The sequence below is a fragment of the Kitasatospora sp. NPDC036993 genome, assembly GCF_055607525.1.
The window spans coordinates 41,599-64,340 of sequence record NZ_JBVJRP010000023.1; the positions used below are offsets into that span (position 1 = coordinate 41,599).

Annotated in this window: 19 protein-coding genes; 10 read left to right on the forward strand and 9 right to left on the reverse strand. The window is 74.7% G+C overall.

The annotated features are described in order from the left end of the window. Positions 1 to 105 precede the first annotated feature (105 nt). From ACZ7C5_RS34105 to ACZ7C5_RS34115, 3 genes are read right to left on the reverse strand one after another with little or no spacing between them, the layout of a single operon-like run. Positions 106 to 516 carry a RidA family protein gene (locus tag ACZ7C5_RS34105; RefSeq protein ID WP_470324182.1) on the reverse strand — a complete coding sequence of 137 codons (411 nt, stop codon included), beginning with the start codon at positions 514 to 516 and terminating at the stop codon, positions 106 to 108. A gap of 34 nt (positions 517 to 550) precedes the next feature. Then, a complete protein-coding gene (locus tag ACZ7C5_RS34110; protein ID WP_401085808.1) occupies positions 551 to 1,300 on the reverse strand; it encodes an IclR family transcriptional regulator in 750 nt (249 codons plus the stop codon). Between the two features lie 31 nt (positions 1,301 to 1,331). Then, on the reverse strand, positions 1,332 to 2,474 hold the full coding sequence (locus tag ACZ7C5_RS34115; protein WP_401085805.1) for a sugar kinase: 1,143 nt from the start codon (positions 2,472 to 2,474) through the stop codon (positions 1,332 to 1,334). A 206-nt stretch (positions 2,475 to 2,680) separates the two neighbouring features. Here ACZ7C5_RS34115 and ACZ7C5_RS34120 point away from each other — a divergent pair, with 206 nt between their 5' ends. The 5 genes from ACZ7C5_RS34120 to ACZ7C5_RS34140 all read left to right on the forward strand — a co-directional run bounded on the left by ACZ7C5_RS34120 (position 2,681) and on the right by ACZ7C5_RS34140 (position 9,299). Next, a complete protein-coding gene (locus tag ACZ7C5_RS34120; protein WP_401085802.1) occupies positions 2,681 to 4,012 on the forward strand; it encodes an alanine racemase in 1,332 nt (443 codons plus the stop codon). Beyond that, positions 4,012 to 5,658 (forward strand): N-acyl-D-amino-acid deacylase family protein, encoded by a 1,647-nt coding sequence (locus ACZ7C5_RS34125; protein WP_401085799.1) that lies wholly within the window; start codon positions 4,012 to 4,014, stop codon positions 5,656 to 5,658. The genes ACZ7C5_RS34120 and ACZ7C5_RS34125 overlap by 1 nt, the downstream gene beginning before the upstream one ends. Next, entirely contained in the window at positions 5,655 to 6,320 is a 666-nt protein-coding gene (locus ACZ7C5_RS34130) for a bifunctional 4-hydroxy-2-oxoglutarate aldolase/2-dehydro-3-deoxy-phosphogluconate aldolase (protein ID WP_401085797.1), read from the forward strand. Before ACZ7C5_RS34125 ends, ACZ7C5_RS34130 begins: the two co-directional genes overlap by 4 nt. A gap of 179 nt (positions 6,321 to 6,499) precedes the next feature. Beyond that, positions 6,500 to 8,086: an alpha-amylase family glycosyl hydrolase gene (locus ACZ7C5_RS34135; RefSeq protein ID WP_470324183.1), complete on the forward strand. Its 1,587-nt coding sequence runs from the start codon at positions 6,500 to 6,502 to the stop codon at positions 8,084 to 8,086. A 160-nt stretch (positions 8,087 to 8,246) separates the two neighbouring features. After that, the gene (locus ACZ7C5_RS34140) at positions 8,247 to 9,299 is read left to right on the forward strand and encodes a hypothetical protein (protein ID WP_401085791.1); all 1,053 of its coding nucleotides are present in this window, start codon (positions 8,247 to 8,249) and stop codon (positions 9,297 to 9,299) included. Between the two features lie 208 nt (positions 9,300 to 9,507). On the opposite strand, the gene ACZ7C5_RS34145 is transcribed toward ACZ7C5_RS34140, so the two are convergent. The 3 genes from ACZ7C5_RS34145 to ACZ7C5_RS34155 form a co-directional block, all read right to left on the reverse strand. Beyond that, positions 9,508 to 11,016 carry an APC family permease gene (locus ACZ7C5_RS34145; RefSeq protein WP_401085788.1) on the reverse strand — a complete coding sequence of 503 codons (1,509 nt, stop codon included), beginning with the start codon at positions 11,014 to 11,016 and terminating at the stop codon, positions 9,508 to 9,510. Between the two features lie 310 nt (positions 11,017 to 11,326). After that, on the reverse strand, positions 11,327 to 12,058 hold the full coding sequence (locus ACZ7C5_RS34150) for a (2Fe-2S)-binding protein (RefSeq protein WP_401085785.1): 732 nt from the start codon (positions 12,056 to 12,058) through the stop codon (positions 11,327 to 11,329). Between the two features lie 155 nt (positions 12,059 to 12,213). Continuing rightward, positions 12,214 to 12,750, reverse strand: a complete 537-nt coding sequence (locus ACZ7C5_RS34155) for a hypothetical protein (RefSeq protein WP_401085782.1) — start codon at positions 12,748 to 12,750, stop codon at positions 12,214 to 12,216. A gap of 199 nt (positions 12,751 to 12,949) precedes the next feature. Between ACZ7C5_RS34155 and ACZ7C5_RS34160 the strand changes: the two genes are divergently transcribed. Beyond that, a complete protein-coding gene (locus ACZ7C5_RS34160; RefSeq protein ID WP_470324184.1) occupies positions 12,950 to 14,203 on the forward strand; it encodes a sensor histidine kinase in 1,254 nt (417 codons plus the stop codon). Positions 14,204 to 14,254: 51 nt separating this feature from the next. On the opposite strand, the gene ACZ7C5_RS34165 is transcribed toward ACZ7C5_RS34160, so the two are convergent. Next, the gene (locus ACZ7C5_RS34165) at positions 14,255 to 15,838 is read right to left on the reverse strand and encodes a purple acid phosphatase family protein (protein WP_470324185.1); all 1,584 of its coding nucleotides are present in this window, start codon (positions 15,836 to 15,838) and stop codon (positions 14,255 to 14,257) included. 88 nt (positions 15,839 to 15,926) lie between these two features. On the opposite strand from ACZ7C5_RS34165, the gene ACZ7C5_RS34170 reads away from it, so the two are divergent. Together ACZ7C5_RS34170 and ACZ7C5_RS34175 are read left to right on the forward strand one after the other, a co-directional pair. After that, positions 15,927 to 16,613: a response regulator gene (locus tag ACZ7C5_RS34170; protein WP_470324186.1), complete on the forward strand. Its 687-nt coding sequence runs from the start codon at positions 15,927 to 15,929 to the stop codon at positions 16,611 to 16,613. A gap of 471 nt (positions 16,614 to 17,084) precedes the next feature. After that, complete coding sequence (locus tag ACZ7C5_RS34175) at positions 17,085 to 17,882, forward strand: pseudouridine-5'-phosphate glycosidase (protein WP_401085770.1); 798 nt, start codon at positions 17,085 to 17,087, stop codon at positions 17,880 to 17,882. A 51-nt stretch (positions 17,883 to 17,933) separates the two neighbouring features. Here ACZ7C5_RS34175 and polX read toward each other — a convergent pair whose 3' ends face one another. Together polX and ACZ7C5_RS34185 are read right to left on the reverse strand one after the other, a co-directional pair. Next, complete coding sequence (gene polX / locus ACZ7C5_RS34180) at positions 17,934 to 19,664, reverse strand: DNA polymerase/3'-5' exonuclease PolX (protein WP_401085768.1); 1,731 nt, start codon at positions 19,662 to 19,664, stop codon at positions 17,934 to 17,936. A gap of 66 nt (positions 19,665 to 19,730) precedes the next feature. Then, the gene (locus tag ACZ7C5_RS34185) at positions 19,731 to 20,471 is read right to left on the reverse strand and encodes a histidine kinase (protein ID WP_401085765.1); all 741 of its coding nucleotides are present in this window, start codon (positions 20,469 to 20,471) and stop codon (positions 19,731 to 19,733) included. A gap of 292 nt (positions 20,472 to 20,763) precedes the next feature. Here ACZ7C5_RS34185 and ACZ7C5_RS34190 point away from each other — a divergent pair, with 292 nt between their 5' ends. Together ACZ7C5_RS34190 and ACZ7C5_RS34195 are read left to right on the forward strand one after the other, a co-directional pair. Then, positions 20,764 to 21,384 (forward strand): ArsR/SmtB family transcription factor, encoded by a 621-nt coding sequence (locus ACZ7C5_RS34190; protein ID WP_188301096.1) that lies wholly within the window; start codon positions 20,764 to 20,766, stop codon positions 21,382 to 21,384. Beyond that, on the forward strand, positions 21,381 to 22,721 hold the full coding sequence (locus ACZ7C5_RS34195; RefSeq protein WP_470324187.1) for an MFS transporter: 1,341 nt from the start codon (positions 21,381 to 21,383) through the stop codon (positions 22,719 to 22,721). The genes ACZ7C5_RS34190 and ACZ7C5_RS34195 overlap by 4 nt, the downstream gene beginning before the upstream one ends. The last annotated feature ends 21 nt before the right edge of the window (positions 22,722 to 22,742 follow it).

Below are 22,742 nucleotides of genomic sequence, written 5' to 3' on the forward strand. Positions count from 1 at the left end.
GAGGGTGTGGCAAGCGGGCGTTCGGCAATCGGCCGACGGGCGTCCGCGCATGCCGAGGGCCCGGACGCGCGGAGGCGTCCGGGCCCTTCGCCGGGCGGGGCCCGGTCAGCCGACGACGGCCTGGGCGTCGATCTCGACCAGCATCGGCTCCTGCGGCAGCTCGACGAAGATGGTGGTGCGGCACGGCTTCACACCGCCGGGCCTGACGTTCTCGTCGATGAACTCGGCGTAGACCTCGTTCATCAGCGGGAAGTCGGCGCGCTTGGTGAGGTAGACGCGGAACATCACCACGTCCTCGATGGTGGCGCCGCCGGCCTCGACGATGGCCTTGACGTTCTCCAGGGTGCGGCGGGTCTGCGCCTTCACGTCGCCGCGGTACAGGTACTCGCCGGTGGCCGGGTCCTGCGGGCCCTGGCCGGAGATCTGGAGGATCGGGCCCTTGCGGACGCCCTGGGAGAACATCCAGGCGGGGGCGGGGGCGCCTTCGGTACGGATCTCGATCTTGTCGGAGGACATGGGTTCCTTGGTCTCTCGGGTTCTCGACGGTTCGTCAGTAGTGGTCGGGGCGGCCGCAGTCGGCCGAGACGGCGCGGGCGGTGGCGAGCAGCTGCGGGAGCAGGTCCAGCACCTGCTCGTACGGCAGGACCACGTCCGGGACGGAGATGGAGGCGGCGGCGACCACCCGGCCGCTGGCGTCCCTGACCGGCGCGGCCACGCAGTTGATGAAGGACTCGTGCTCGGCGTGGTCCTGCGCCCAGCCCTGGACGGCGACCTTCTCCAGCTCGGCGAGCAGGGCCTCGGGGGTGGTCAGGGTGCGCTCGGTGTGCGGGACGAAGTCGATCCCCGCCACCACCCGGCGCCGCTCGGGCAGCGGCAGGTCGGCCAGCAGCACCTTGGAGACGGCGGCGCTGTGCAGGGCGGCGCGCAGGCCGATCCGGGAGTACATCCGGACCGGGTGGCGGGAGTCGAACTTGTCGATGTAGACCACCTCGCCGCCCTCGTACGCGGCCAGGTGCACGGTCTGACCGGTCGCGGCGTTCAGCTCGGCCAGGTGCGGGGCGGCGATCCGGCGCACGCCGCGCTGCTCCAGGGCCAGGCCGGAGAGTGCGAAGAGCCCGGCGCCCAGGTGGTAGCGGTAGGCCGCGTCGCGGTAGACGAACCGTTCCTCTTCGAGGCTCTGGAGCAGTCGGAGCACGGTCGTCTTGTGGACGCCGAGCACCTCGGCGAGCTGGTCGAGGGAGCGCCGGCCCTCGCCGAGCTCGGCGAGGATGCGCAGGGCGCGGGTGACGGTCTGGCTCATCGTGCTCCGCTCCGAGGGCTGGGGTTCCCGCTCATTGTGCCCGGGCCCGGCCGGCGGACGGCGACGGGTCGGCCGTCGGCGCCCGTCCGGCCGGACGGGAGGCGGCGCCGGGGCGCACGGCCGGTCCCGTGATGCCCTCCGCGGTGACCCTGGTGGCCGCCCACTGAGCGGGGGAGGCGTCGAGCAGTGCGGTCACCACGGCGGCGTCCGGCAGCTCGGCCTGGTCGCCGTGCGCGGTCAGCGCGCAGGCCGCGCTCAGATGGCCGAGCCGCAGCCGGCGGCGCTGGTCCAGGCCCCGGACGGTGCCGGCCAGGTAGCCGGCCGCGAAGGCGTCGCCCGCGCCGGTGGCCTCGACCACCTCGACCACGAGGGCCGGCTCGGTGACCGCCGTCCCCTCCCGGTCCATCGCGGTCACCTGATTGGCCGCGTCCTTGACCACGACGGTGGCCGGGGCGGGGAAGCGGCGCCGCAGGGTGGCCGGGTCGCCGGTGCCGAAGGCGGCCTCGGCCTCGTCGGCGCCGAGCAGCAGCAGGTCGGCGGCGTCCAGCAGCGGCGGCAGCACCACCGGGTCGCGGTCGCGCCAGAGCGACGGGCGCCAGTTGAGGTCGAAGCTGACCATTCGGCCCGGGCGGCGGTCGGCGAGCAGCGCCCGCAGCAGGGCGAGGCAGTCGTCGGAGAGCGCGGCGGTGATGCCGGACAGGTGCAGCAGCCGGGCACCGGCCAGCAGGGCGGCGGCGGCCGGGTCGGTGAGCAGGTCGGGGGAGAGCGCGGCGGCCGCGGAGCCGCGCCGGTGGTAGTGGAGCCGGCTGCGTCCGGGGCCGAGGTCGTGGCGGCCGCCGGTGGTGCCGCCGACCTCCTTGAGGTAGAGGCCGGTGGGGCGGTGCGGGTCGACCGCGACCGCCGAGACGTCCACGCCGCGGGCGGCGACCTCGGCGAGCAGCCGGCGGCCGAAGCCGTCGTCGCCGACCCGGCTGATCCAGGCGGTCGGCACGCCGAGACCGGCCAGCGCGCCGGCCACGTTGGACTCCGCGCCGCCGACGGACAGCCGGAAGCTGCCCACCGACTCCAGTGGTCCCGGGCGGTCCGGCAGCAGGACGGCCATCGACTCGCCCACGCACACGGCCGTCGGGGGAGAACCGGGGCGGGTCGGGCCCTGGGTGTCCTGTCGCGGCATGTGCGGGGCTCCTCGTCTGCGGCCGTTCCGTCGAGAGCGGGCCCACCGGGTCGACCCCGTGGCGCGAGAGCGTCGCACGTGAGCCGACCCCGTCGGCCTGGAGTCAGGTCCGTTGACCGTGATCCGGCGCCGATGCTAGAACCGTGTTGCCAGCATGTGCAACCCTCGTTGCGCATGTTGCAACCCTGTGCGGATGGAGGAACACGGTGGAGCAGACGTTCACAAGCAGCGGAACCGGTCCGGGCATCGCCCGCGGCGCGGTGGCCGCCCTGGCCGACGAGCCGCTCGACTGGCGGTTCAAGGCCGCGCCGCCGGAGTCTCCCCCAGCCTGGCGGCCGGGAGGTGCCCCCAGGGGCCGCACCGTCCGGGAGTGGCTCGCCACCGGCCCCACCCTCTCCTCGCTCGGCACCCCGCTGCTCACCCTCGACGGCGAGGCCCTCGCCCACAACGTCCGTACCATGGCCGACTGGTGCGCCAAGGCGGGCGTCGCGCTCGCCCCGCACGGCAAGACCACCATGGCGCCCGCCCTCTGGCAGGCGCAGCTGGACGCCGGCAGCCACGGCATCACCCTCGCCAACCTGCCCCAGGTGCGGATCGCCAGGGCCTTCGGGGTGCAGCGCATCCTGCTCGCCAACGCCCTGCTCGACCCGGCCGGACTCGCCTGGATCGCCGACGAGCTCGCCGCCGACCCGGACTTCGCCCTGCTCGCCTGGGTCGACTCCGTCGAGGGCGTGCGGCTGATGGACGAGGCGCTGCGCGCCGCCGGGGCCGAACGGCCGGTCGAGGTGCTGGTCGAACTCGGCGGCCCCGGCGGGCGGACCGGCGCCCGCGGCGTGGACGCCGCCGTCGAGGTCGCCGCCGCCGTACTGCGCACCGCCACCCTGCGCCTCGCGGGCGTCGGCGGGTACGAGGGCGCGCTCGCGCACGACGCCTCCACCGAGGGGCTGGCCGCCGTCCGCGACTACCTGCGGGAGCTCGGCAGGCTGCACGGCCGGCTCGCCGGCGCGTACCCGGAGGGCACCAGGCCGGTGGTCTCGGCGGGCGGCAGCGCCTACTTCGACCTGGTGGTCGAGGAACTGGCGAACCTGCCGGAGGCGTTCGTGGTGCTGCGTTCGGGGGCGTACATCGCCCACGACGACGGCTTCTACCGGGGCATCTCGCCGCTCGCCAGGGGCGCCGGGCAGACGCCGTTCCGCAGTGCGCTGCACGGCTGGGCCCGGGTCGTCTCCCGGCCCGAGCCGCAGCTCGCGCTGCTGGACGCGGGCAAGCGCGACCTGCCCTTCGACGAGGGACTGCCGGAGCCGCACCTGGTGCGCGGCGGAGCCGAACTGACCGGCACCGCGGCCAGGATCACCGCACTCAACGACCAGCACGCCTTCCTGCGCGACGCGGGCGACCTCGCGCCGATCGGCGCGGTGCTGCGGCTGGGGGTCTCGCACCCGTGCACCGCCTTCGACAAGTGGACGGCGATCCCGGTCCTGGACTCCGCGGACGCGGCCGAGCCCAAGGTCACCGGCCTGGTCAGGACGTTCTTCTGATGGCCGGGGAGAGAACGGCCCCCGGGAGCGGGAGGGCCGGCCGGGGCGCGACGGTCTTCAAGGGCGCGACGGTCGTCGACGGCACCGGCGCCGAGCGCTACCGGGCGGACGTCCGGATCGCCGACGGCCTGATCACCGGGGTCGGCGCAGACCTCGACGCCCCCGAGACGGTGGACGCCGACGGACTGGTGCTGGCCCCCGGCTTCATCGACATGCACGCCCACTCCGACCTCGCCCTGCTGCTCGAACCCGAGCACCCGGCCAAGGTCACCCAGGGCGTCACCTGCGAGGTGCTCGGCCAGGACGGGCTGTCGTACGCCCCGGTGGACGGCACCACACTGCCCGCGCTGCGCCGCCAGCTCGCGGGCTGGAACGGCGATCCGGAGGGCTTCGACTGGGACTGGCGGGACGTCGCCGGCTACCTGGACCGGATCGACCGGGCCGGCGTCGCCGTCAACGCCTGCTACCTCGTCCCGCACGGCACGCTGCGGATGCTCGTCATGGGCTGGGCCAACCGCCCGCCCACTCCGGCCGAACTCGACCGGATGCGGCAGGTGTTGGCGAAGAGCCTGCTGGACGGCGCGGTCGGCATGTCCAGCGGCCTCAGCTACACCCCGGGGATGTACGCGGACACCGCCGAGCTGGTCGAGCTGTGCACAGTGGTCGCGGCCTACGGCGGCTTCCACGCGCCGCACCAACGCTCCTACGGCGCCGGGGCGTTGGAGGGCTACGCGGAGATGGTGGAGATCGCCGGGCGGAGCGGCTGCGCGCTGCACCTGACCCACGCCACGATGAACTTCGGGGTCAACCGGGACCGGGCCGGCGAGTTCCTGGAGCTGGTCGACCAGGCGCTCGCCGACGGCGTCGACCTCACCCTGGACAGCTACCCCTACCTGCCCGGCTCCACCACCCTGGCGGCGCTGCTGCCGAGTTGGGCCACCGAGGGCGGCCCGGCCGCCACGCTGGCGCGGCTCACCGACCCGGCGCAGTGCGCCAGGATCCGGTACGAGGTGGAGGAGAAGGGCAGCGACGGCTGCCACGGCGTGGTCACCGACTGGTCGACGATCCAGATCTCCGGCGTCCGCTCGGCCGCGCTCGCCGGGACGGTCGGCCGCACCGTCGCCGAACTGGCCGTCGAGGAGGAGCGGACCGGCACCGAGGTGTTCCTGGACCTGCTGCGCCGGGACGAGCTGGCCACCACGATCCTCCAGCACGTCGGGCACGAGGAGAACGTCCGGGCGATCATGCGCCACCGCGCGCACACCGTCGGCAGTGACGGGCTGCTGGTCGGTGCCCGGCCGCATCCGCGGGCCTGGGGCACCTTCCCGCGCTACCTCGGCCACTACGGCCGGGAGTTGGGCGTGCTGACGCTGGAGGAGACGATCGCCCGGATGACCGGCCGCCCGGCCGCCCGGCTGGGACTGGACCGGCGCGGCCGGATCGCCCCGGGCCACCACGCCGACCTGGTGCTCCTCGACCCCGAACGGGTCAGGGACGCCGCCACCTTCGAGCACCCCCGGCGGCCCGCCGAGGGCATCGAGCACGTGTACGTCAACGGCATCGCCGTCGTCCGGCAGGGCCGCACCACGGGCGCCCGGCCCGGGCGCGCCCTGCGCAGAACCGACCGAGGAACCCTGGCCATATGACCGAGCTCTCCGCCTCCACCGACCTGTCCGCATCGACCGGCCGTTCCGTCCTGCACGGCGAAACGGTGATCGCGGTGGTCCGCGCACCCCGGATCCCGGACGCCGCCGCGCTCTGCGCCGCGCTCGCCGAGGGCGGCATCAACCTGACCGAATTCACCTACACCACACCGAATGTGACGGATCATCTGCTCCGGGCATCGAAGGCCGGATGGCGGGTCGGCGTCGGCACGGTGCTGACCGCCGAGCAGGCCGGGCGCGGGGTCGAGGCGGGTGCGTCCTTCCTGGTCACCCCCGGCTGCCGCCCCGAGGTCGCCGAGGCGGCGGCCGCCGCCGGGGTGCCGGTGGTGCTCGGGGCGCTCACCCCGACCGAGGTGGCGCACGCGGTGGACCTCGGTGCCGCCGCCGTGAAGATCTTCCCGGCCCGGGCGTTCGGTCCCGGCTACTTCAAGGACCTGCGCGGCCCGTACCCCGATGTCCCGCTGGTGGCCTCGGGCGGGGTGAACGCGGGCAACGCCGCCGAGTTCCTGGCGCAGGGCGCCCTCGCGGTCTGCGCGGGGACGGACGTGGTGCCGCCGGACGTGGTCGCGGCGGGGGACTGGGCGGAGATCACCCGGCGGGCCAGGGCGTTCACGGCGGCCTGTACCGGCGCGGCCGGCTCATAGCGCGCCGACGGCGGGTCCGGGGGCGGGGCGGACGGCGGGTTCGGCGCGCGCCGTCGACGGGTTCGGGGCGAGGCGGGCTGTCGGGGCGGCCGGGATTGGACGAGAATCGGGGGCACCCGGCCCGGCCCCGCCTTCGCCCGGCCGGGCCCCGGACCCGGACCCGGCAGGAGGAACCGCCCATGACCTCGACCCGCCCCGGCCCCGACTGGCTCGCCGACGCCGTGCTCTACCAGATCTACCCGCAGAGCTTCGCCGACTCCGACGGTGACGGCATCGGCGACTTCGCCGGCATCGCCGCGCACCTGGACCACCTCGCCTGGCTCGGCGTCGACACCGTCTGGCTCAACCCCTGCTTCGCCTCGCCGTTCCGCGACGCCGGGTACGACGTGACCGACTACCTCACCCCCGCCCCGCGCTACGGCGACACCGAGGACTTCGCGGCGCTGGTCGAGGCCGCCCGCGGCAGGGGCATCAGGGTCCTGCTGGACCTGGTGGCCGGGCACACCTCGGACCGCCACCCCTGGTTCCTGGCCTCCGCCGAGGACCCGTCCGACCACCGGTACGTCTGGTCCGACCGTCCGGCGGACGGCTTCGTGGCCTCGCCCGGCAGCCGATCCGGCTGGTACCTGCCGAACTTCTTCGACTGTCAGCCAGCGCTCAACTTCGGCTACGCGCGCAGCAGTCCGCAGGAGCCGTGGCGGCAGGCGGTGGACGCGGACGGCCCGCGCGCCAACCGGGCGGCACTGCACGCGATCATGGAACACTGGCTCCGCCTCGGGGTGTCCGGCTTCCGGGTGGACATGGCGTACTCGCTGGTCAAGGACGACCCGGGCAAGGTGGAGACCGCCAAGCTCTGGACCGGAGTGCGCGACTGGCTGGACCGCACCCACCCCCAGGCCGCCCTGCTCGCCGAGTGGGGAGACCCGGCAGCGGCCGTCGGGGCCGGCTTCCACGCCGACTTCTTCCTGCACTTCGGCGGCGCGGACCACGGTCTGCCGCTCCGCTCGCTCTGGAACAACAACGGCGGGACGGTCGAGGAGTTCTGGAGCCAGGGGTCCTGCTACTTCGAGGCCGAGGGCCGCGGCACCCCGCAGCCCTTCCTGGACGCCTGGCGCTCCGCCGCCGAACTCACCGAGGGCAGCGGGCACATCGTGCTGCCCACCGCGAACCACGACTTCTCCCGGCTGGCGACCGGACCGCGCACCGCGGAGCAACTCGCCACCGCCTTCGCCTTCCTGCTCACCTGGCCCACCCTCCCGGCCGTCTACTACGGCGACGAGATCGGCATGCGCTACCTGCCGGGCCTGCCCGACACCGAGGGGAGCGTGCTCGGCCCGCGGTTCAACCGGGCCGGCTCGCGCACTCCGATGCAGTGGACGCCGGGGCCCACGGCGGGCTTCTCCGACGCCCCGCCGGAGCGGCTCTACCTGCCGGTGGACCCGGACCCGTACCGGCCTGACGTGCTCTCCCAGCGCGCCGACCCGACGTCGCTGCTGCACACCGTCCGGCGGCTGATCGCGCTGCGCCGGGCGCATCCGGGGCTGGGCGCGGCCGGCGGTGCCGAGGTCGGGCACGCCGGGTACCCGCTGGTGTACACCCGGGCCGACCGCTACCTGGTGGCGGTCAACCCGCGCCGGGAGCCGGCGTCCGTACGGCTGCCGGACCTGCCGCAGGGCGTGCGGCCGCTGGAGGCGCAGGGCGTGCGGGTCGCGGACGGGGAACTGCGGGCGGACGGCTTCTCGTACGGGGTGTTCGAGCTGGGCTGAGCGCGGGTGAGGGAGCCGGGCCGCGCAGGGGGCCCGGCTTTCGATCGGTGTCGGATGGTTGTAGGCTACATCGATAGATCGATGCATTTGCCACCTATATTGGTTGTATTTGCCATCTTCGTGATCGAGCCGAGAACCACCGGAGGACGGTACGAACCCCATGAGCACACCCCGGAACCCCGCCGCAGCGCCCGCCCTGGGCCACTCGCTCAAACACCTGGCCATCCACCTGATCACCCCGCTGCTGATGTGCCTGGGCATGGCGCTCGCCTACCAGGGCGCCTTCCACCAGCCCGAGCCGCACCACCTCAAGGTGGCCGTGGTCGGCACCACGCCGCAGGCGCGGGGCCTGGCGCAGGCGATCCAGGGCAGGGCCGGGGACGCGCTTGACGTCCGCACCGTGGACGACCGGGCCGCCGCCGAGCAGCAGCTGCGCGACCGGGACCTGGTGGGCGCCTTCGTCCCGGACGTCAGGAGCCCCGAACTGATCGTCGCCAAGGGGAACTCGGAGACCTCGGTGGTGGCCGCCACGGCGGTGTTCACCAATGTCACCGACCAGCAGGGCGTGCCGCTGCACGTCACCGACCTGACCACTCCGGCGGAGGGCGACCCGACCGGGCAGGGCCTGTTCTTTCTGCTGGTCGCGCTGAGCATCGGCTCCTACGCCAGCGTCGCGGTCATCGGCGCGGCCGGCGCGGCGTTGAGCGTGTGGGTCAGGGCGCTGGTCGGGGTGGCGGTCTCGCTGGCGGTCAGCGTGATCGGGATCGTCACCGCGGGGCCGGTCTTCCAGGTCGTCGACCACGACCACGTCGCGGTCTGGGCGCTCGGCTGGCTGTACTCGGCGGGCATCGTGCTGATCGGCATCGGCCTGCACAGCTTCCTGAAGAAGTGGACCACGCTGGCCCTGATGGTGCTGTTCGTGATGCTGAACTTCACCTCCTCCGGCGGCATCTACCGGCCCGAGTTGCAGAACGGGTTCTTCGGCGGGCTGCACGGCTTCTGGACCGGCGCCGGCTTCATGGAGGGCGCTCGCGGCATCCTCTACTTCGACGGCGGCGCCGGGCTCGGCGGGCACGTGGTGACCCTGCTGGTCTGGCTGCTGCTCGGCGGGGCGGCCCTGGTGGCCGCGGCGCTGTACGAGGGCCGCGGGCGCCGTCCGGTGGAGGTGCTGGAGGAGGCCGAGGAGGAGATGGAAGAGGCGGTCGCGGTCTGACCGCGCGCCCCGGAGAACTCCACCCGGTGCCACGGGCATCGGCACCGGGTGGGGAAGGGCGGCCCGCACCCGGCCCCGGACAGGCCGGACGCGGGCCTCGGCGCGACCGCGCCGAGCGTCGGCGCCGGGGGCGGCAGGCGGCGTGGTCAGGTGGGGCGCGGCGAGGTTCCGCCGTCGGCGACCGGGAGGCCGGAGCGTGGGAGCCCCGTCATGCCTGCCCCCTCGTCGGTGCGGCACCGGCCGTCGCGTCGCCCGAGGGGGCGTCGCCGCGCAGGTGCGGACGGGCCAGCGCGAGGTAGAGGCCGCCGGCCGCGAGGACGACCACCGCCGAGAGCAGCACCAGGTAGTCGTCGTACCAGGCGGCGTCCGGGGTGCGGCCCCAGCAGATGTTCACGATCGCGGCGACGCCGTAGACCAGCGCGCCGACGTTCACCGCCAGGCCCCAGCGCCCGAGCCGGAAGTCCCCGCTCGGGCGCCAGCCGCGCAGCCGGGCCCGCAGGGCGGCCAGCACCACCATCTGGAAGGCCAGGTAGATGCCGATGGTGGAGAAGGAGATGATCTTCGTGAGTGCTCCCTCGGAGAGCGCCGAGGCGCCCACGATGATCACCCCGGGCAGCGTCGCCGCGAGCAGCAGCGCGTACGGCGGCACCCGCAGCCGGTCCGAGACGGTGGCCAGCAGCCGGCTGCCGACGATCATCCGGTCCCGGGCGAAGGAGTACGCGAGCCGGCTCGCCGCCGCCTGGAGGCTCAGCACGCAGGACAGGAAGGAGATCAGCACCACGCCGATCACCACCCGGGCGCCGGCCGCCCCGAAGGCGTCGTGCAGCACCCTGGCCACCGGGTCCCCGTCGTCACCGGAGACCACCGCGCCGATGTCCTGGATCGACATCACCAGGGCCAGGCTGACCCCGATCGCCGCCGCGCCGCCGACGTAGATGGTGCGCCGCATCGACTTGGGGATCTGTCGGCCCGGATCGGGCACCTCCTCGGCGACGTCGCCGCAGGCCTCGAAACCGAAGAACAGGAACACCGCGATCAGGCCGGCGGCCAGGAAGGCGTCGGCGTAGCTGCCGTCGCCGCCCGCGCCGAAGCGGTCGAGGACCACGCCGAGGCCGTGGTGGCGATGCGTCAGCAGCAGCCAGGCGCCGACCGCCAGGGCGCCGAGCAGCTCGGCGGCGAAGCCGAACACCGCCGCCGCCGACAGCACCCGGGTGCCGCCGAGGTTGATCACGGTGGCCAGCGCCAGCAGGCCGAGCGCGCACCAGACGGTCGTCGCGGTGCTCGGCTCGACGCCCAGCAGGACGGCCACGTAGGGGCCGGCGCCGTACGAGACGGCCGCGATGGTGGACATCAGCGCCAGCAGGTAGACCCAGCCGGTCAGCCAGCCCCAGGTGCGGCCCCAGAGCCGGCGCGCCCACGGGTAGACCCCGCCGGCCACCGGGAACTGGGCGACCACCTCGCTGAACACCAGGGCCACCAGCAACTGGCCGACGCCCGCGATCAGGAAGCTCCAGACCATCGGCGGCCCCGCGGTGGCGAGGGAGGAGGCGAAGAGCGTGTACACGCCGACGACGGGGGAGAGATAGGTGAAGCCCAGCGAGAAGTTCGCCCAGAGGCTCATGTCGCGCCTGAACTCGGAGGTGTAGCCGAGGGCGGCCAGCCGTTCGGCGTCCGGGTCGGGGGAGTCGAGGGTGGCACGTGCACCGGCATCGGTCATGACCTGCTCCTGGGAACGTGTCGTGAGGCGTGGGGGAGCGCTGCGGGGTGATGCTCGGGCTCGGCGCCGTGCACGTGGCCGAAGTCGCCGGGAAAACATAGGAGATCGGGATTCCGGCGGCAAGGGTGCGCACTCGGCCGAGGGGCACCCCATGGGAATCCGGAAGCGCTTCGCCGGGCAGCACCGGGAGATCGCGGCGAGTGACGCGGTGGCGTGCCGTCCGTTTCCGGAGCCGGCCTCCGCCTGAGGAGCCGTCAGGGCCGGCGCGCGGCTGGGGGCGGCCCCGGTATGACCTTCAGTGGTGAAGGCATCAGCCGCTCGGCTTCCCGCGGCCGGGCGGCGCGCTGAAACAGCAGTCCCCGCAGAGCCCGGCGCCCGGTCCCACCCGGTAGTAGAGGCAGCAGCTGTTCCGCCGGAACGCGGTGCCGCGGGGCCCGGTGCGCAGGGTGCCGGAGCCGGCCAGCGGCGGACGGTCGAGCAGCTCCGCCGCCAACGCCCGGGCAGCGCCCGGCGCATGGCCGTCCAGCACCCGCAGCGTCCCGGCCAGCGCCGAGGCGGCGTTGCCGAGCAGCAGGCGCGGGGAGAGCGGGGCGACGGCCCGGACGGCGGCCGCCAGCGGCTCCAGCCGGCCGAGCAGGACGGCCTCGTGGAGCCGGTCGGCGAGCGTTCCCGCGGCCGGCCCGGCGGGCTCCGGTGGGGTCCACAGGTCGAGCGGGCCCTGGTCGGGGATCCGCATCCAGGCCTGCTCCAGGGTCGGGACCGTCCCCAGCAGGACGGCCGAGCCCAGGCCCACCGACCAGAACCGGGCGGCCAGCCCCAGGTGCAGGATCGAGGCGGCCACCCGGGGTTCACCGGTGCCGAGCCGCTGCGCCACCACCCGCAGCCGCGTCGCCAGCGGCGCGTCCGGCCCGGTGCCGTACAGCTCGGCCAGCGGCCGGAAGCCCGCCGGCGGCCCGTCCCCGGCGGTGTCCAGCGCGAAGTACGGCCCGACGGCGGCGAGTCGGGCGTAGTCGGGCGGCTGATGGTAGAGCGCGGGGTTCAACGGCCCTCCCCTGTGAGGCCGTTGAACCCCGCGCCCGCTTGTGGTGGTGCGGTCGGACGGTCGTGGGACAACGGGGCCTCCGGGTCTTCGGGCGCTCGGGCGGCGGGCAGCCCGGTCGGACCGGAGAGGCCTCGGCAGGCCCGGTCGTTCGGGTGTCAGCCGCGCACGGAGAAGTCGCCACTGGTCGTGCGGATGAACGCTACCGTGCCCTGGCAGTCCGACACCGGTTTGCCGAGCGCGCCCCAGACCCAGCCCATCCGGTCCCCGCGCCGCCCGTTGTCCTCCACCGAGACCGAGACCTTCGAGCCGACCAGCTCCAGGCCGGGGAACCACGGCGCCTCGCCCTTGGTGACCACTCCGGTGGCGATCGCCTCCCGGCCGCCGACGGCCAGGCAGGTGATGTCCCCCTCGAAGTCGGCGACCAGCCGGCCGTCGGTGTGCACGTGGCGGACGTGGAAGTGGCCGCCGGTGCTGCCGGGGACGGAGTCGGTGGTGGCGCGGGCGTCCACCGAGATCCGCACCGGGTCTCCCTCGAAGCCCTGGAACGCGGAGGTGAGGACGGTGTCGCCGGTGCCGCGCACGCTCACCGGGCCGAAGCCGTCCGCCGCGGCGGTGGCGGCCGGTGCCGCGGCGGCGACCGTCCCGGCCAGCAGGAGGAGTGCGACTGCGGCGGTGGTGAAACGGCGGTTCATGGCGGTTGGGTCTCCTTCGGCGCGGTGGTCCCGGCGCGTCGTCCTGCGTGGTGGTTCCGGAGCGGTTCTTCCGACGCCTTCGAGCATGCTCGCGATCGGCCGCGCGGACCTCCCGCTGCGGAGGGGAGTCGACGGCCGGACGCTCCTTCACGAGGAGGAGGCCGACTCCCCCGGGAGAGCTGCCCGTAGGCTCGGCCGGGTGCGCACCGACTCTCCCTCCGTACGCTCCGGTTCCGGTCGGCCGTGGCCGGCCCGGATCCGCCGGCCGCTCGCCGCCGGCTCCGCGCTCGCCCTGCTGGCGCCCGTCGCGCTGGCGCAGCCGGACGCCCGGGGAGCGGCCGTGCTGCTCGCCCTGACGGCGGCGCTCACCGCGCCGGCGGCGCTGCTGCCGTGGCCCGCCGGGCGGATCACCCTCGGCACGGCCGCCGGGGCGGTGGCCGCCGCCTCGCTGCTGGTCGACCTGGTCTACCAGGGGCCGTACCGGCTGCCCGCGTTCTGGCTGCCGTTCGAGTGGCTCGCCCTGCTCGGGCTGCTCTTCCGGGCCGTCCGGCGGCTGCCCGACCGCTCGGTCTGGGCGGTCGGCGGGCTGCTCGGGCTCGCGGCAACGCTGCTGCCGCTGCGGTTCGCCCTGCGGACGCCGCAGGGCGGCGCGGCCGGGCCGGTGGCCGGAGTGCTGGTCTCGCTGCTGCCGTTGCTCGGCGTCGCCGGGGCTGCCCTCTACCTGCGTGTCCTGGACGGCCGTCGGGGGCGGGCGGTCGCCCGGGCGCGGCGCGAGCAGCGGCTGGAGGTGGCCCGGGGGCTGCACGACTTCGTCGCGCACGAGATCACCGGCATCGTGCTGGAGGCCCAGGCCGGTCAACTCCCCGGCCAGGAGCCGGAGGAGACCGGCGCGCTGCTGCGCCGTCTGGAGCAGGCCGGGCTGCGGGCGCTGGACTCGATGGACGAGATGGTCGGCGCCCTGCGCGAGCCGAGCGGCCAGGACGGCTGGGTGGACCAGGGTAGCCGGGACGACCGGGAGACGCGCTCCGACGGTGCGACCACCCGCCGGTCGGGTCTGGCCGACCTTCCCGGACTGGTCGCCCGCTTCGGTGCCACCGGCAGCCTGCGCGCCACCGCGGACCTGGCCGCCGGCACGGCGGGCCGGCTCTCCGCCGAGGCCGAGGCGACCGGGTACGCCGTCGTACTGGAGGCCCTCACCAACATCCGCCGGCACGCACCGCAGGCCACCGAGGTCACTGTCCGGGCGGCCCCCGGCGAGGACGGTGCCGTCGAACTGACCGTCACCGACGACGGTGGCGGCCCCGGCCGGAAGCCGCTGCTGCGCCGCCCCGGCGCCGGCGGCACCGGCCTGGCCGGGCTCACCGCCCGCGCCGCCGCCCACGGGGGCTCACTGACCGCCGGCCCCGGTCTGTCCGGGGGCTGGCGGGTCAGCTGCTCCCTTCCCGGACGCTGAGACGCGTGCCCGCCCGGCCGACTGCGCCGTCAGCCGGGCGGGGCGCGGCGGTCAGTGGCCCCGGCCGCCGCCGCGGGCGCCGCGCGGTCGGGTCAGGGTGAAGCGGTCGACCGGGACGAGCTCCCCGAACGGGCCGCTGACGGAGTAGTAGGTGACGCCGATGGTGGTCTGCCCGTTGCGGCCGCCCGGGTCGACGTCGAAGGACGCGAAGCCGTACGGGTTGTCGGCGTCCCGGAAGGCGGACCAGGGGGCGTCCTCGATCACGTACACCGGCGGGCGCTTGCCGGTGGCCGGGTCGGCGGCGCCGACGCCGGTGATCACCCGGGCCTTGGCGGGGCTGAAGAAGAGCTGGTTGGACGGGGAGGAGGTGCCGCCGCCGCCGATCACCATGTGGACGGTGCCCTTGGTGGTGTCGATGGTCTCGGTGCCGGTCGAGACCGGGACCGGCGTACGGGTGTCGGTCGGCTGCTGGCCGCGGATCGGGTGCGAGCGCTCGTAGTGGTGCTCGTGGCCGCAGACCACCAGGTCGACCCCGTACCTGTCGAACAGCGGCACCCAGGTCTCGCGGATGCCGAGGTCGGCGCCGTTGAACCTGTCGGCGGTGGAGATCACCACCTGGTGCATGCACACCACGATCCAGTCGATCCCCGGGTCCGCGTTGGCGGCGATCAACTCCCGCTCCAGCCAGCGCTGCTGGGCTCCGCCGGAGTAGCCGTGGACGTAGCTGTTGCCGCCGTCCTGGTAGGCCACGTCGTCGTTGTTGAGGCTGATCACGCGCACCGAGCCGGCCGTGAACGAGTACCACAGGCCGCGGGTCTCCGCGTCGGAGCGGGCGTCCGGCAGCTCGAAGTACGCCTGGTACGCGCCGAAGCCGATCGGGCCGTTGCCCTTCTCGTTCTCGTGGTTGCCGGCCGCGGGCATCCAGGGGCGGTGGCGGGCCGAGCGGCTGTTGTTCTCGAACCAGTCGGACCAGGTGCGGACCCGGTCGCTGGCGATGTTGGCGTAGCAGAGGTCGCCGTTGAGCAGGTGGAACAGCGGGGCGATCCGTTCGACCCCGGCGGTGGTGTCGCCGGCGGCGGGGCTGCCCAGGTTGTCGTTCACGTAGCCGTTGGCGGTCTTCCTGCCGAGGGTGGGGGTGCCCTGGTCGCCGAAGCTGGTGAACGTGAAGGCGGAGCGGCCGCGCGGGGCGGTGCGGACGGTGCCGAGCTCGGGGGTGGTGCCGTCGTGGACGGCGGCGTAGACGTAGTCCGTGTCGGCGCGCAGCCCGGTCAGCCGGGCGTGGTGCGCCTGGACCTCGGTGCCGGAGGCGGCGTCCCGGTAGGTGCGGGTCGCGGCCTGGACCGTCCGGCCGAAGCCGCTGTTCGAAGTCCCGTACATCACACGGGGGTTGCCGACGGACGTGGTGGTGTGCCAGGAGACCGCCACCTCGCGCGAGGCGTCCGAGCCGAACTGGAGGTGCAGGCCGCCCACGCGTGGCGCACCGGAGCGGCCCGGCCGCTGCCACAGCACCGGGGAGGCGGCGGCCGGGGTCGCCGAGACACCGGAGAGGGAGACGGCGCCGCCGAGGCCGACACCGGTCGCACCGGCCAGGAGCCCGCGCCTGCTGACGGAAGGACGTCCACTGGATTCGTTCATGACGGCCAGCTCACCGGACGAAGGTGAACCGGGCCCGGTCCGCCGCGTGAATTTTCCCGTCCGGCGGCCGTACGCCACACTGCTGGGCGTGACGAGTACGAACGGCGGGCGTCAGCGGGTGATCCGCACCCTGATCGCGGACGACCAGGAGGCCGTCCGGCGCGGGGTGCGGCGGATCCTGGCGGCCCAGCCGGACATCGAGGTGGTGGGCGAGGCGGCGGACGGGCTGGCCGCGTTGCGGCTGGCGGCGGAACTGCGGCCGGACGTCGCGCTGGTGGACATCCGGATGCCGCGGATGGACGGGCTGGAGCTGACCCGGCGGCTGGCCGGGCCGGGGGTGGCGGAGCCGGTGCGGGTGGTGGTGCTGACCACCTTCGACCTGGACGAGTACGTGTACCCGGCCCTGCAGCACGGCGCGTCCGGCTTCCTGCTGAAACGTTCAGGGCCGTCCCTGCTGGCCGAGGCGGTGCGGGCGGCGGCGGACGGGGAGAGCCTGATCAGCCCGTCGGTCACGGTCCGGCTGCTGCGGCACGTGACGGCGCCGCGCCGCCCGGAGCGCCGACGGCCCGCGTTCGTGGTGCCGCTGACCGAGCGGGAGGTGGAGATCGCCGGGCACGTCGCGGCGGGCCGCACCAACGCGGACATCGCCGCGGAGCTGTTCATCTCGCCGGGGACGGTCAAGACCCACGTCGCCAGCATCCAGCGCAAGCTCGGGGTGGCGAACCGGGTCGGGATCGCGGTGCACGCCTGGGAGATGGGCTGGGCGGCCCGGTAGCCGGCAACGGGTGCGCGTCCAGACGGGTGCGCGTCCACGGGGCCGAGGGGATGCTCCGTGGGCGCGCTGAACCTGTGAGACTGGGGTGGCCTCCGGACGTCACGTCCTCCGGCCGGTAGTTCGATCGTCGACCGAGGTAGTACCCAGCGGCAGACCCTGATCCGTCTCGATCCGTCGCCACTGCCTCCTGCGGTCGAACTATTTCAGCTGCCTCACAGGTCCACCTCCCATCATGCGCCTCCCACGCGCCGTGCACCAGGGGTGGACGGACTGGATTCGGGCAATCTTCGCAACCCGGGCAGGTCGGGACTTCGCCCCGGCCTGCCCGGGCGTGGCGGGGCTGCTGCCCGCGCGGCAGCGACGGCGGTGGCGGGCCGGGCAGTCGGGCACTCTGGATTCCGGTGCGAACCGTCCATACGCTGAGCCGCACGCTGCCCCCTCGCAGTGGCAACCTCACAGGAGGCTCCCGGCATGACCGGACTGCCCCGCACCGCTCCCGCCATCCGGGTCGCCGAGGAGGTCGCCCGGGCGCTCGCCGACGGACGGCCGGTGGTCGCCCTGGAGTCGACCATCTTCACCCACGGCCTGCCGCGGCCGCGCAACCTGGCCGTCGCGCTGGAGGCGGAGCGGCGACTGCGCGAGGCGGGCGTCGTGCCGGCGACGATCGGGGTGCACGCCGGAGTGCCGACGGTCGGCCTGAGCACCGGGCAGATCACCGAACTGTCCGCCACCGACGGCCTGGACAAGGTGAGCCTGCGTGACCTGCCGGTGGTCGTCGCGCTCGGCCGGCACGGCGGCACCACCGTCGCGGCCACCGCCTTCCTCGCCCACCGCGCGGGCATCCGGGTCTTCTCCACCGGGGGGCTCGGCGGCGTGCACTTCGGCGCCTCGGAGAGCTTCGACGAGTCGGCCGACATCACCACCCTGGCCGCCACCCCGGTCACCGTGATCAGTGCGGGCGTGAAGTCCATCCTGGACATCCGGGCCACCCTGGAGCGCTTCGAGACCCACAACATCCCGGTCGTCGGCTACCGCACCCGCAAGTACCCCGGCTTCTACGTCACCGACTCCGGCCACGAGATCAACTTCAGCGTGGAGTCGCCCGACCAGGCCGCCAGGGTCACCGAGGCCCGCGACCGGCTCGACCTGCCGCAGGCCGTCCTGATCGCCAACCCGGTGGACCCGGCCAAGCAGCTGCCGCCCGAGGAACTGGACGGCATCCTGACCCGGGTGCTGGATTCGCCGGGGGCCTCCTGGGGCGGGGAGTGACGCTCGGGCGGGCGCGGCGGGCCCCGGCGGGGGTGGCGGCCCCGTGCGGCGCTACTTCGGCACCGCGTCCTTGCGGAGGAAGTGCTTCAGCCTCTGCCAGGTCCAGGTGTTGACCACGTCCTCGGCGGTGAGCCAGCCGCGCTGCGCCGTGCCGATGCCGAAGCGCGGGTAGGCGAGCTGGCCGGTGGCGTGCGCGTCGCTGTCGACAGCGAAGCGCACGCCGTGCCGCCGGGCCCGCAGGACGTCCTCGTCGCGCAGGTCGAGCCGCTGCGGGGAGCTGTTGATCTCGATCGCGGTGCCGGTGCGCGCGGCGGCCTCGAACACCGCGTCCAGGTCGACGTCGATCGGCTCGCGGCGGCCGATCCTGCGGGTGGTGAGGTGGCCGATGACGTGCACGTACGGGTTCTCGCAGGCGCGGATCAGCCGGCGGGTCTGGGCGGCCCGGTCCAGGGCGAAGTGCGAGTGCACGGAGGCCACGCAGACGTCGAAGCCGGCCAGGAAAGCGGGCGGCCAGTCCACCCCGCCGTCCGGGCCGATGTTCAGTTCGGTGCCGTGCAGCAGCCGCAACTTCTTGTGTCGGTCGGCGAGTTGCCGCAGCTGCTCGCGCTGGGCGAGCATCTTCTCGTCCGTCATCCGCTGCATCACCAGGTCCGGGGCGTGGTCGGTGACGGCGAAGTAGGAGTAGCCGCGGGCGGCGGCGGTGTCGGTCATCTCCTCCAGGGTGGCCAGCCCGTCGGTCAGGTCGGTGTGGGTGTGCAGGTCGCCGCGCAGGTCGGACTCCCGGACCAGGTCGGGGAGCTCGCCGTCCAGTGCGGCCTCGACCTCGCCCCGGTCCTCGCGCAGCGGCGGCGCGATCCACGGCAGGCCGAGCGCCGCGTACACCTCCTCCTCGGTCTCCGAGACCACTTTGGCGCCGCCGTCCACCTCGAACAGCCCGTACTCCGAGAGCTTCAGCCCGGCCCGGACGGCCATCGTGCGTAGCTTGATGTTGTGCGCCTTCGAGCCGGTGAAGTAGACCAGCGCCGCTCCCCAGTCCTCCTCCGGGAGGACCCGCAGATCCACCTGTACGCCCTCGGTGGTACGGATCGAGGTCTTGGTGCTCCCACTCCCGATCACCTCGGCGACGTACGGGAGTTCGGTGAGGGCGGCCATCAGTGGGGCGGAGTCCTCGGCGGTCGCGAGTACGTCGATGTCGCCCACCGTCTCGCGCATCCGGCGCAGCGAGCCCGCGTACGCGCAGCGGGTGCAGCCGGGGATGGCGGAGAGCGCGGCGACCAGCTGCTCGGCCAGCTCGGTGGCGGTGTCCAGCAGGGTGCGGCCGCCGGACCGCCGCATCAGCTCGATGCCGTGCAGGATCTTCTCGCCGCTGCGCTCGCCGAAGCCCGGCAGGTCGGCGAGCCTCTCGGCGCGGGCGGCCGCGGCGAGTTCGTCCACCGAGGCGATCCCGAGGTCGCGGTACAGGGCGAGGGCGCGCTTGGGCCCGACGCTGGGCACGGCCATCATCTCCCGTACGCCGGACGGGATCTCGGCGCGCAGTGCCTCCAGGGCGGGGACCGTCCCGGTGGCGAGGTACTCGGCGACCTTCTCGGCGGTGGACCTGCCGACGCCGGGGATCCGCTGGAGGCCCTTGACGTCCAGACCGGCCAGGTCCTGCGGGTGCTCGCCGACCGCGCGGGCGGCCTTCTCGTAGGCGCGGGCCCGGAAGGCGTCCCCGCCGGTGATGCTGATCAGGTCGGCGTACTCCTGGAGCAGCTCCCTGACCTGGTCGTTGAGCCGGGGCATGGGGCAAGTCTAGGTTCGGCTGGGCCGGTCCGCCGGGTGTGCGGCGTGCGCCCGGGCGCTGTGCGGTCAGCCGGACGCGACGGTCAGCAGCAGGACCACGGTCAGCCCGCCGCCGGGGGTGGGCTCCACCGCGAGCCGGCCGCCCGCGGCCAGCACCAGGCTGTGCAGGGCCGGTCCCACCGGTCCGCCGGGCCGCGCGCCGGCGAGCAGCCACTCGCGCGCCTCGGGCAGCTCGTAGGCGCCCCGGTCGGAGATCCGGATCTCCACCCGGCCGCGGGTCGCCGCGGCCCGGGCGGGCGCCCGCAGCGCGGTCGCGCCGCCCGCCACGTCGGCCCGGACCAGCACCCGGCCGCCCAGCGGGCTGCGCCGGATCGCCTGGTCGACCAGCCCGGCCACGGCGGCCTCCAGCCGGCGGGCGTCCCCGGCCACCACCGGGAGCCCGGGTGTCATCCGGACCGTGACGGCCGCCGCCCGGCCGCCGCCGCGCACCACCCGGCGGACCACGTCGGCCACCTGGACGTGCCGGGCCGTCGGCTCGCAGCCGGCCTGCCGGCCGGTCCAGCGCAGCCGCTCCAGCTCGGTGCGGGTGAGCGCCCTGGGCGCCGCCATCACGCCGGGCGGGAACGGGCCGGGGCCCTGCTCGGCCCCGGCGGTCGCCGACGCGCCCGCGCGTCCCGGCCCGCCGCGGCGCCCCGTCCCGCCCGGGTGGCCGGTGCCGCCCGCGCCGGCGGTGCCGCCGAACGTGCCGAACGCGCCGAGCGCCCGGGCCCCCGATGCGACGTAGCCCCAGAGTCTCCGGCGTGCCATCGTCCTGCCCCTCGTGCTTCCCGGCGGCCGTCATCGGTTCCGCGGCCGACCGGGGCGGGCCGTTGTCCGGGCCCTCCCTGCCAGCCTGCGCCTAGGCCGTCCGGGTGACAATCCCGTTCCGGGACGCGGTCCGCCCACCGGCCCCCGCCGAGCGGCCGGGGGGCACCCGCCGTCCGGCGGGGCCGTGGGGCGGCGTCCTCCTCCTCGGCGCTCAACCGCAGCGGATCCTTCGCAAAGGCCTGTTCGCAGAAAACCCTTTGCAAAGAACCCTTTGCGGTTCTAGTCTCCTGCCATGACCGAAGAGCAGGGCTGGAAGCACGGCGACGACCAGCGCAGCATCGCCCTCACCGCCGAGAGCATGCGGGCGATGGCGCACCCGGTGCGGCTGCGGGTGGTGGGGATGCTGCGCAAGTACGGCCCCTCCACGGCGACCCGGCTCGCCGCGGAGCTGGGGCTCAACTCCGGCGCGACCAGCTACCACCTGCGCCAGCTCGCCGCCGCGGGCTTCGTGGAGGAGGACGAGGCACGGGGCAACGCCCGGGAGCGCTGGTGGCGTTCGGCCCACCGCGTCACGGTCTGGACGGTGGACGACATGGCCGACGACGAGCTGGGCGAGGCCGCCGGCTACCTGCGGTCCGTTCTGGCCGCGCACACCCTGGCGGCCGAGCGCTCGCTGGACGCCTTCGAGGCGCTGCCGCGCGACTGGCGCAAGGCCGTGAACCTGAGCGACCTGGTGCTCCAGCTGACGCCCGCCGAGGCCGAGCGGCTGTCCGGCGAGTTGAACGAGGTGATCAGGCGCTACCGCTGGGTGGGCGCCGAGGGGCCGGTCCCGGAGGGATCGGAGCAGGTATCCGTCGTCTTCCACGTCCTGCCGGACGTGCGTGGCGGCACCGACGAGGGGGGAACCACATGACCGGCGGCACGACCACCGCCACGAGAACCGCCGTCGACGGGCCGGGCCGCAGCTTCCGGCCGCTGGCCGGGGTGCTGACCGCCACGGCCGTCTCCGTGACCGGGACGCGCGTCTCGGCCATCGCCCTGCCCTGGTTTGTCCTGGCGACCACCGGCAGCGCCACCATGACCGGACTGGTCGCCTTCGCCGAGATGGCGCCGTACGTGGCGGTCAAGGCGCTGACCGGGCCGCTGGTGGACCGGCTCGGGCCGCGGGTGGTGTCCTGGACGACGGACGCGGTCAGCGCCGGCGCGGCCGGGCTGATCCCACTGCTGCACGCGCGTGGGCTGATGCCGTTCTGGGTGCTGCTGGTGATGGTCGCGGTGATCGGGGCGATGCGGGGCCCGGGGGACCTCGCCAAGTCCGTCATGGTCCCGGAGGCGGCCGACCACGCCCGGGTGCCGATGGAGCGCGCCACCGGCCTGTCGGGCGTCACCGAGCGGCTGGCCTCGACGATCGGCCCCGCGGTCGGCGGCGGCCTGGTCGCCCTGACGGGCCCGCTGGCGGGTGTGGCGGTCAACGCGGGCACCTTCGCGCTCGGGTCGCTGATCATCGCGGTCGCCCTGCCGCGCGGCATGGGGCGCTCGGCGGTGCCGGTCACGGACGCCGGTCCGGCCGAGCAGGAGCAGACCGCGGGCTACTGGCGGATGTTCCGCGAGGGCTTCACGTTCCTGCGGTCGGAGCCGCTGCTGCTCACCGTGATCGTGATGATCGGCATCACCAACCTGATCGACGCCGGATTCGTCAGCGTGCTCGTCCCGGTCTGGGCGCGGGAGTCGGGCAACGGCCCGGCCGGCATCGGCCTGACCGCCGCGGTCATGGGCGGCACCGCGGTCCTCGGCAGCCTGATCGCGGCGGCCGTCGCCTCCCGGCTGCCGCGTCGGACGGTCTTCTTCGCCGGCTTCCTGCTCTGCGGTGCGCCGCGCTTCCTGGTGCTCGCCCTGGGCGCGCCGATGTGGGTGGTGCTCACGGTCTTCGCGATCGGCGGCTTCGGCTCCGGCTTCCTCAATCCGATCCTCGGTGCGGTGCTCTTCGAGCGGGTGCCCCGCCACCTGCTCGGCCGCGTCCACGCCCTCAGCGGCTCCCTGTCCTGGGCCGGCATCCCGCTCGGCGGGCTCGCCGCCGGCGCCTCGATCGCCCTGGTCGGCCTGATACCCAGCCTGATCGCGGCCGGTGCCGTGTACTTCGCGACCACGACGCTGGCGGGGCTCCGGCCCGAGTGGCGCGAGATGGACCGCCTCAGGGGCGGCGCCTCCGGCGAGGCCGCCGTCGCGCCGGAAACGGCTCGCACCGCCTGAGCACCCAGGGCCGGTCAGCGG

Excerpts from the sequence above, each read along its gene's own strand:
- ACZ7C5_RS34165 (WP_470324185.1), bottom strand. The coding sequence starts at position 15,838 with ATGAACGAATCCAGTGGACGTCCTTCCGTCAGCAGGCGCGGGCTCCTG.
- ACZ7C5_RS34175 (WP_401085770.1), top strand. The coding sequence starts at position 17,085 with ATGACCGGACTGCCCCGCACCGCTCCCGCCATCCGGGTCGCCGAGGAG.
- ACZ7C5_RS34130 (WP_401085797.1), top strand. The coding sequence starts at position 5,655 with ATGACCGAGCTCTCCGCCTCCACCGACCTGTCCGCATCGACCGGCCGT.
- ACZ7C5_RS34125 (WP_401085799.1), top strand. The coding sequence starts at position 4,012 with ATGGCCGGGGAGAGAACGGCCCCCGGGAGCGGGAGGGCCGGCCGGGGC.
- ACZ7C5_RS34115 (WP_401085805.1), bottom strand. The coding sequence starts at position 2,474 with ATGCCGCGACAGGACACCCAGGGCCCGACCCGCCCCGGTTCTCCCCCG.
- ACZ7C5_RS34140 (WP_401085791.1), top strand. The coding sequence starts at position 8,247 with ATGAGCACACCCCGGAACCCCGCCGCAGCGCCCGCCCTGGGCCACTCG.
- ACZ7C5_RS34195 (WP_470324187.1), top strand. The coding sequence starts at position 21,381 with ATGACCGGCGGCACGACCACCGCCACGAGAACCGCCGTCGACGGGCCG.
- ACZ7C5_RS34190 (WP_188301096.1), top strand. The coding sequence starts at position 20,764 with ATGACCGAAGAGCAGGGCTGGAAGCACGGCGACGACCAGCGCAGCATC.
- ACZ7C5_RS34145 (WP_401085788.1), bottom strand. The coding sequence starts at position 11,016 with ATGACCGATGCCGGTGCACGTGCCACCCTCGACTCCCCCGACCCGGAC.
- ACZ7C5_RS34135 (WP_470324183.1), top strand. The coding sequence starts at position 6,500 with ATGACCTCGACCCGCCCCGGCCCCGACTGGCTCGCCGACGCCGTGCTC.
- ACZ7C5_RS34110 (WP_401085808.1), bottom strand. The coding sequence starts at position 1,300 with ATGAGCCAGACCGTCACCCGCGCCCTGCGCATCCTCGCCGAGCTCGGC.
- polX (WP_401085768.1), bottom strand. The coding sequence starts at position 19,664 with ATGCCCCGGCTCAACGACCAGGTCAGGGAGCTGCTCCAGGAGTACGCC.
- ACZ7C5_RS34155 (WP_401085782.1), bottom strand. The coding sequence starts at position 12,750 with ATGAACCGCCGTTTCACCACCGCCGCAGTCGCACTCCTCCTGCTGGCC.
- ACZ7C5_RS34105 (WP_470324182.1), bottom strand. The coding sequence starts at position 516 with ATGTCCTCCGACAAGATCGAGATCCGTACCGAAGGCGCCCCCGCCCCC.
- ACZ7C5_RS34185 (WP_401085765.1), bottom strand. The coding sequence starts at position 20,471 with ATGGCACGCCGGAGACTCTGGGGCTACGTCGCATCGGGGGCCCGGGCG.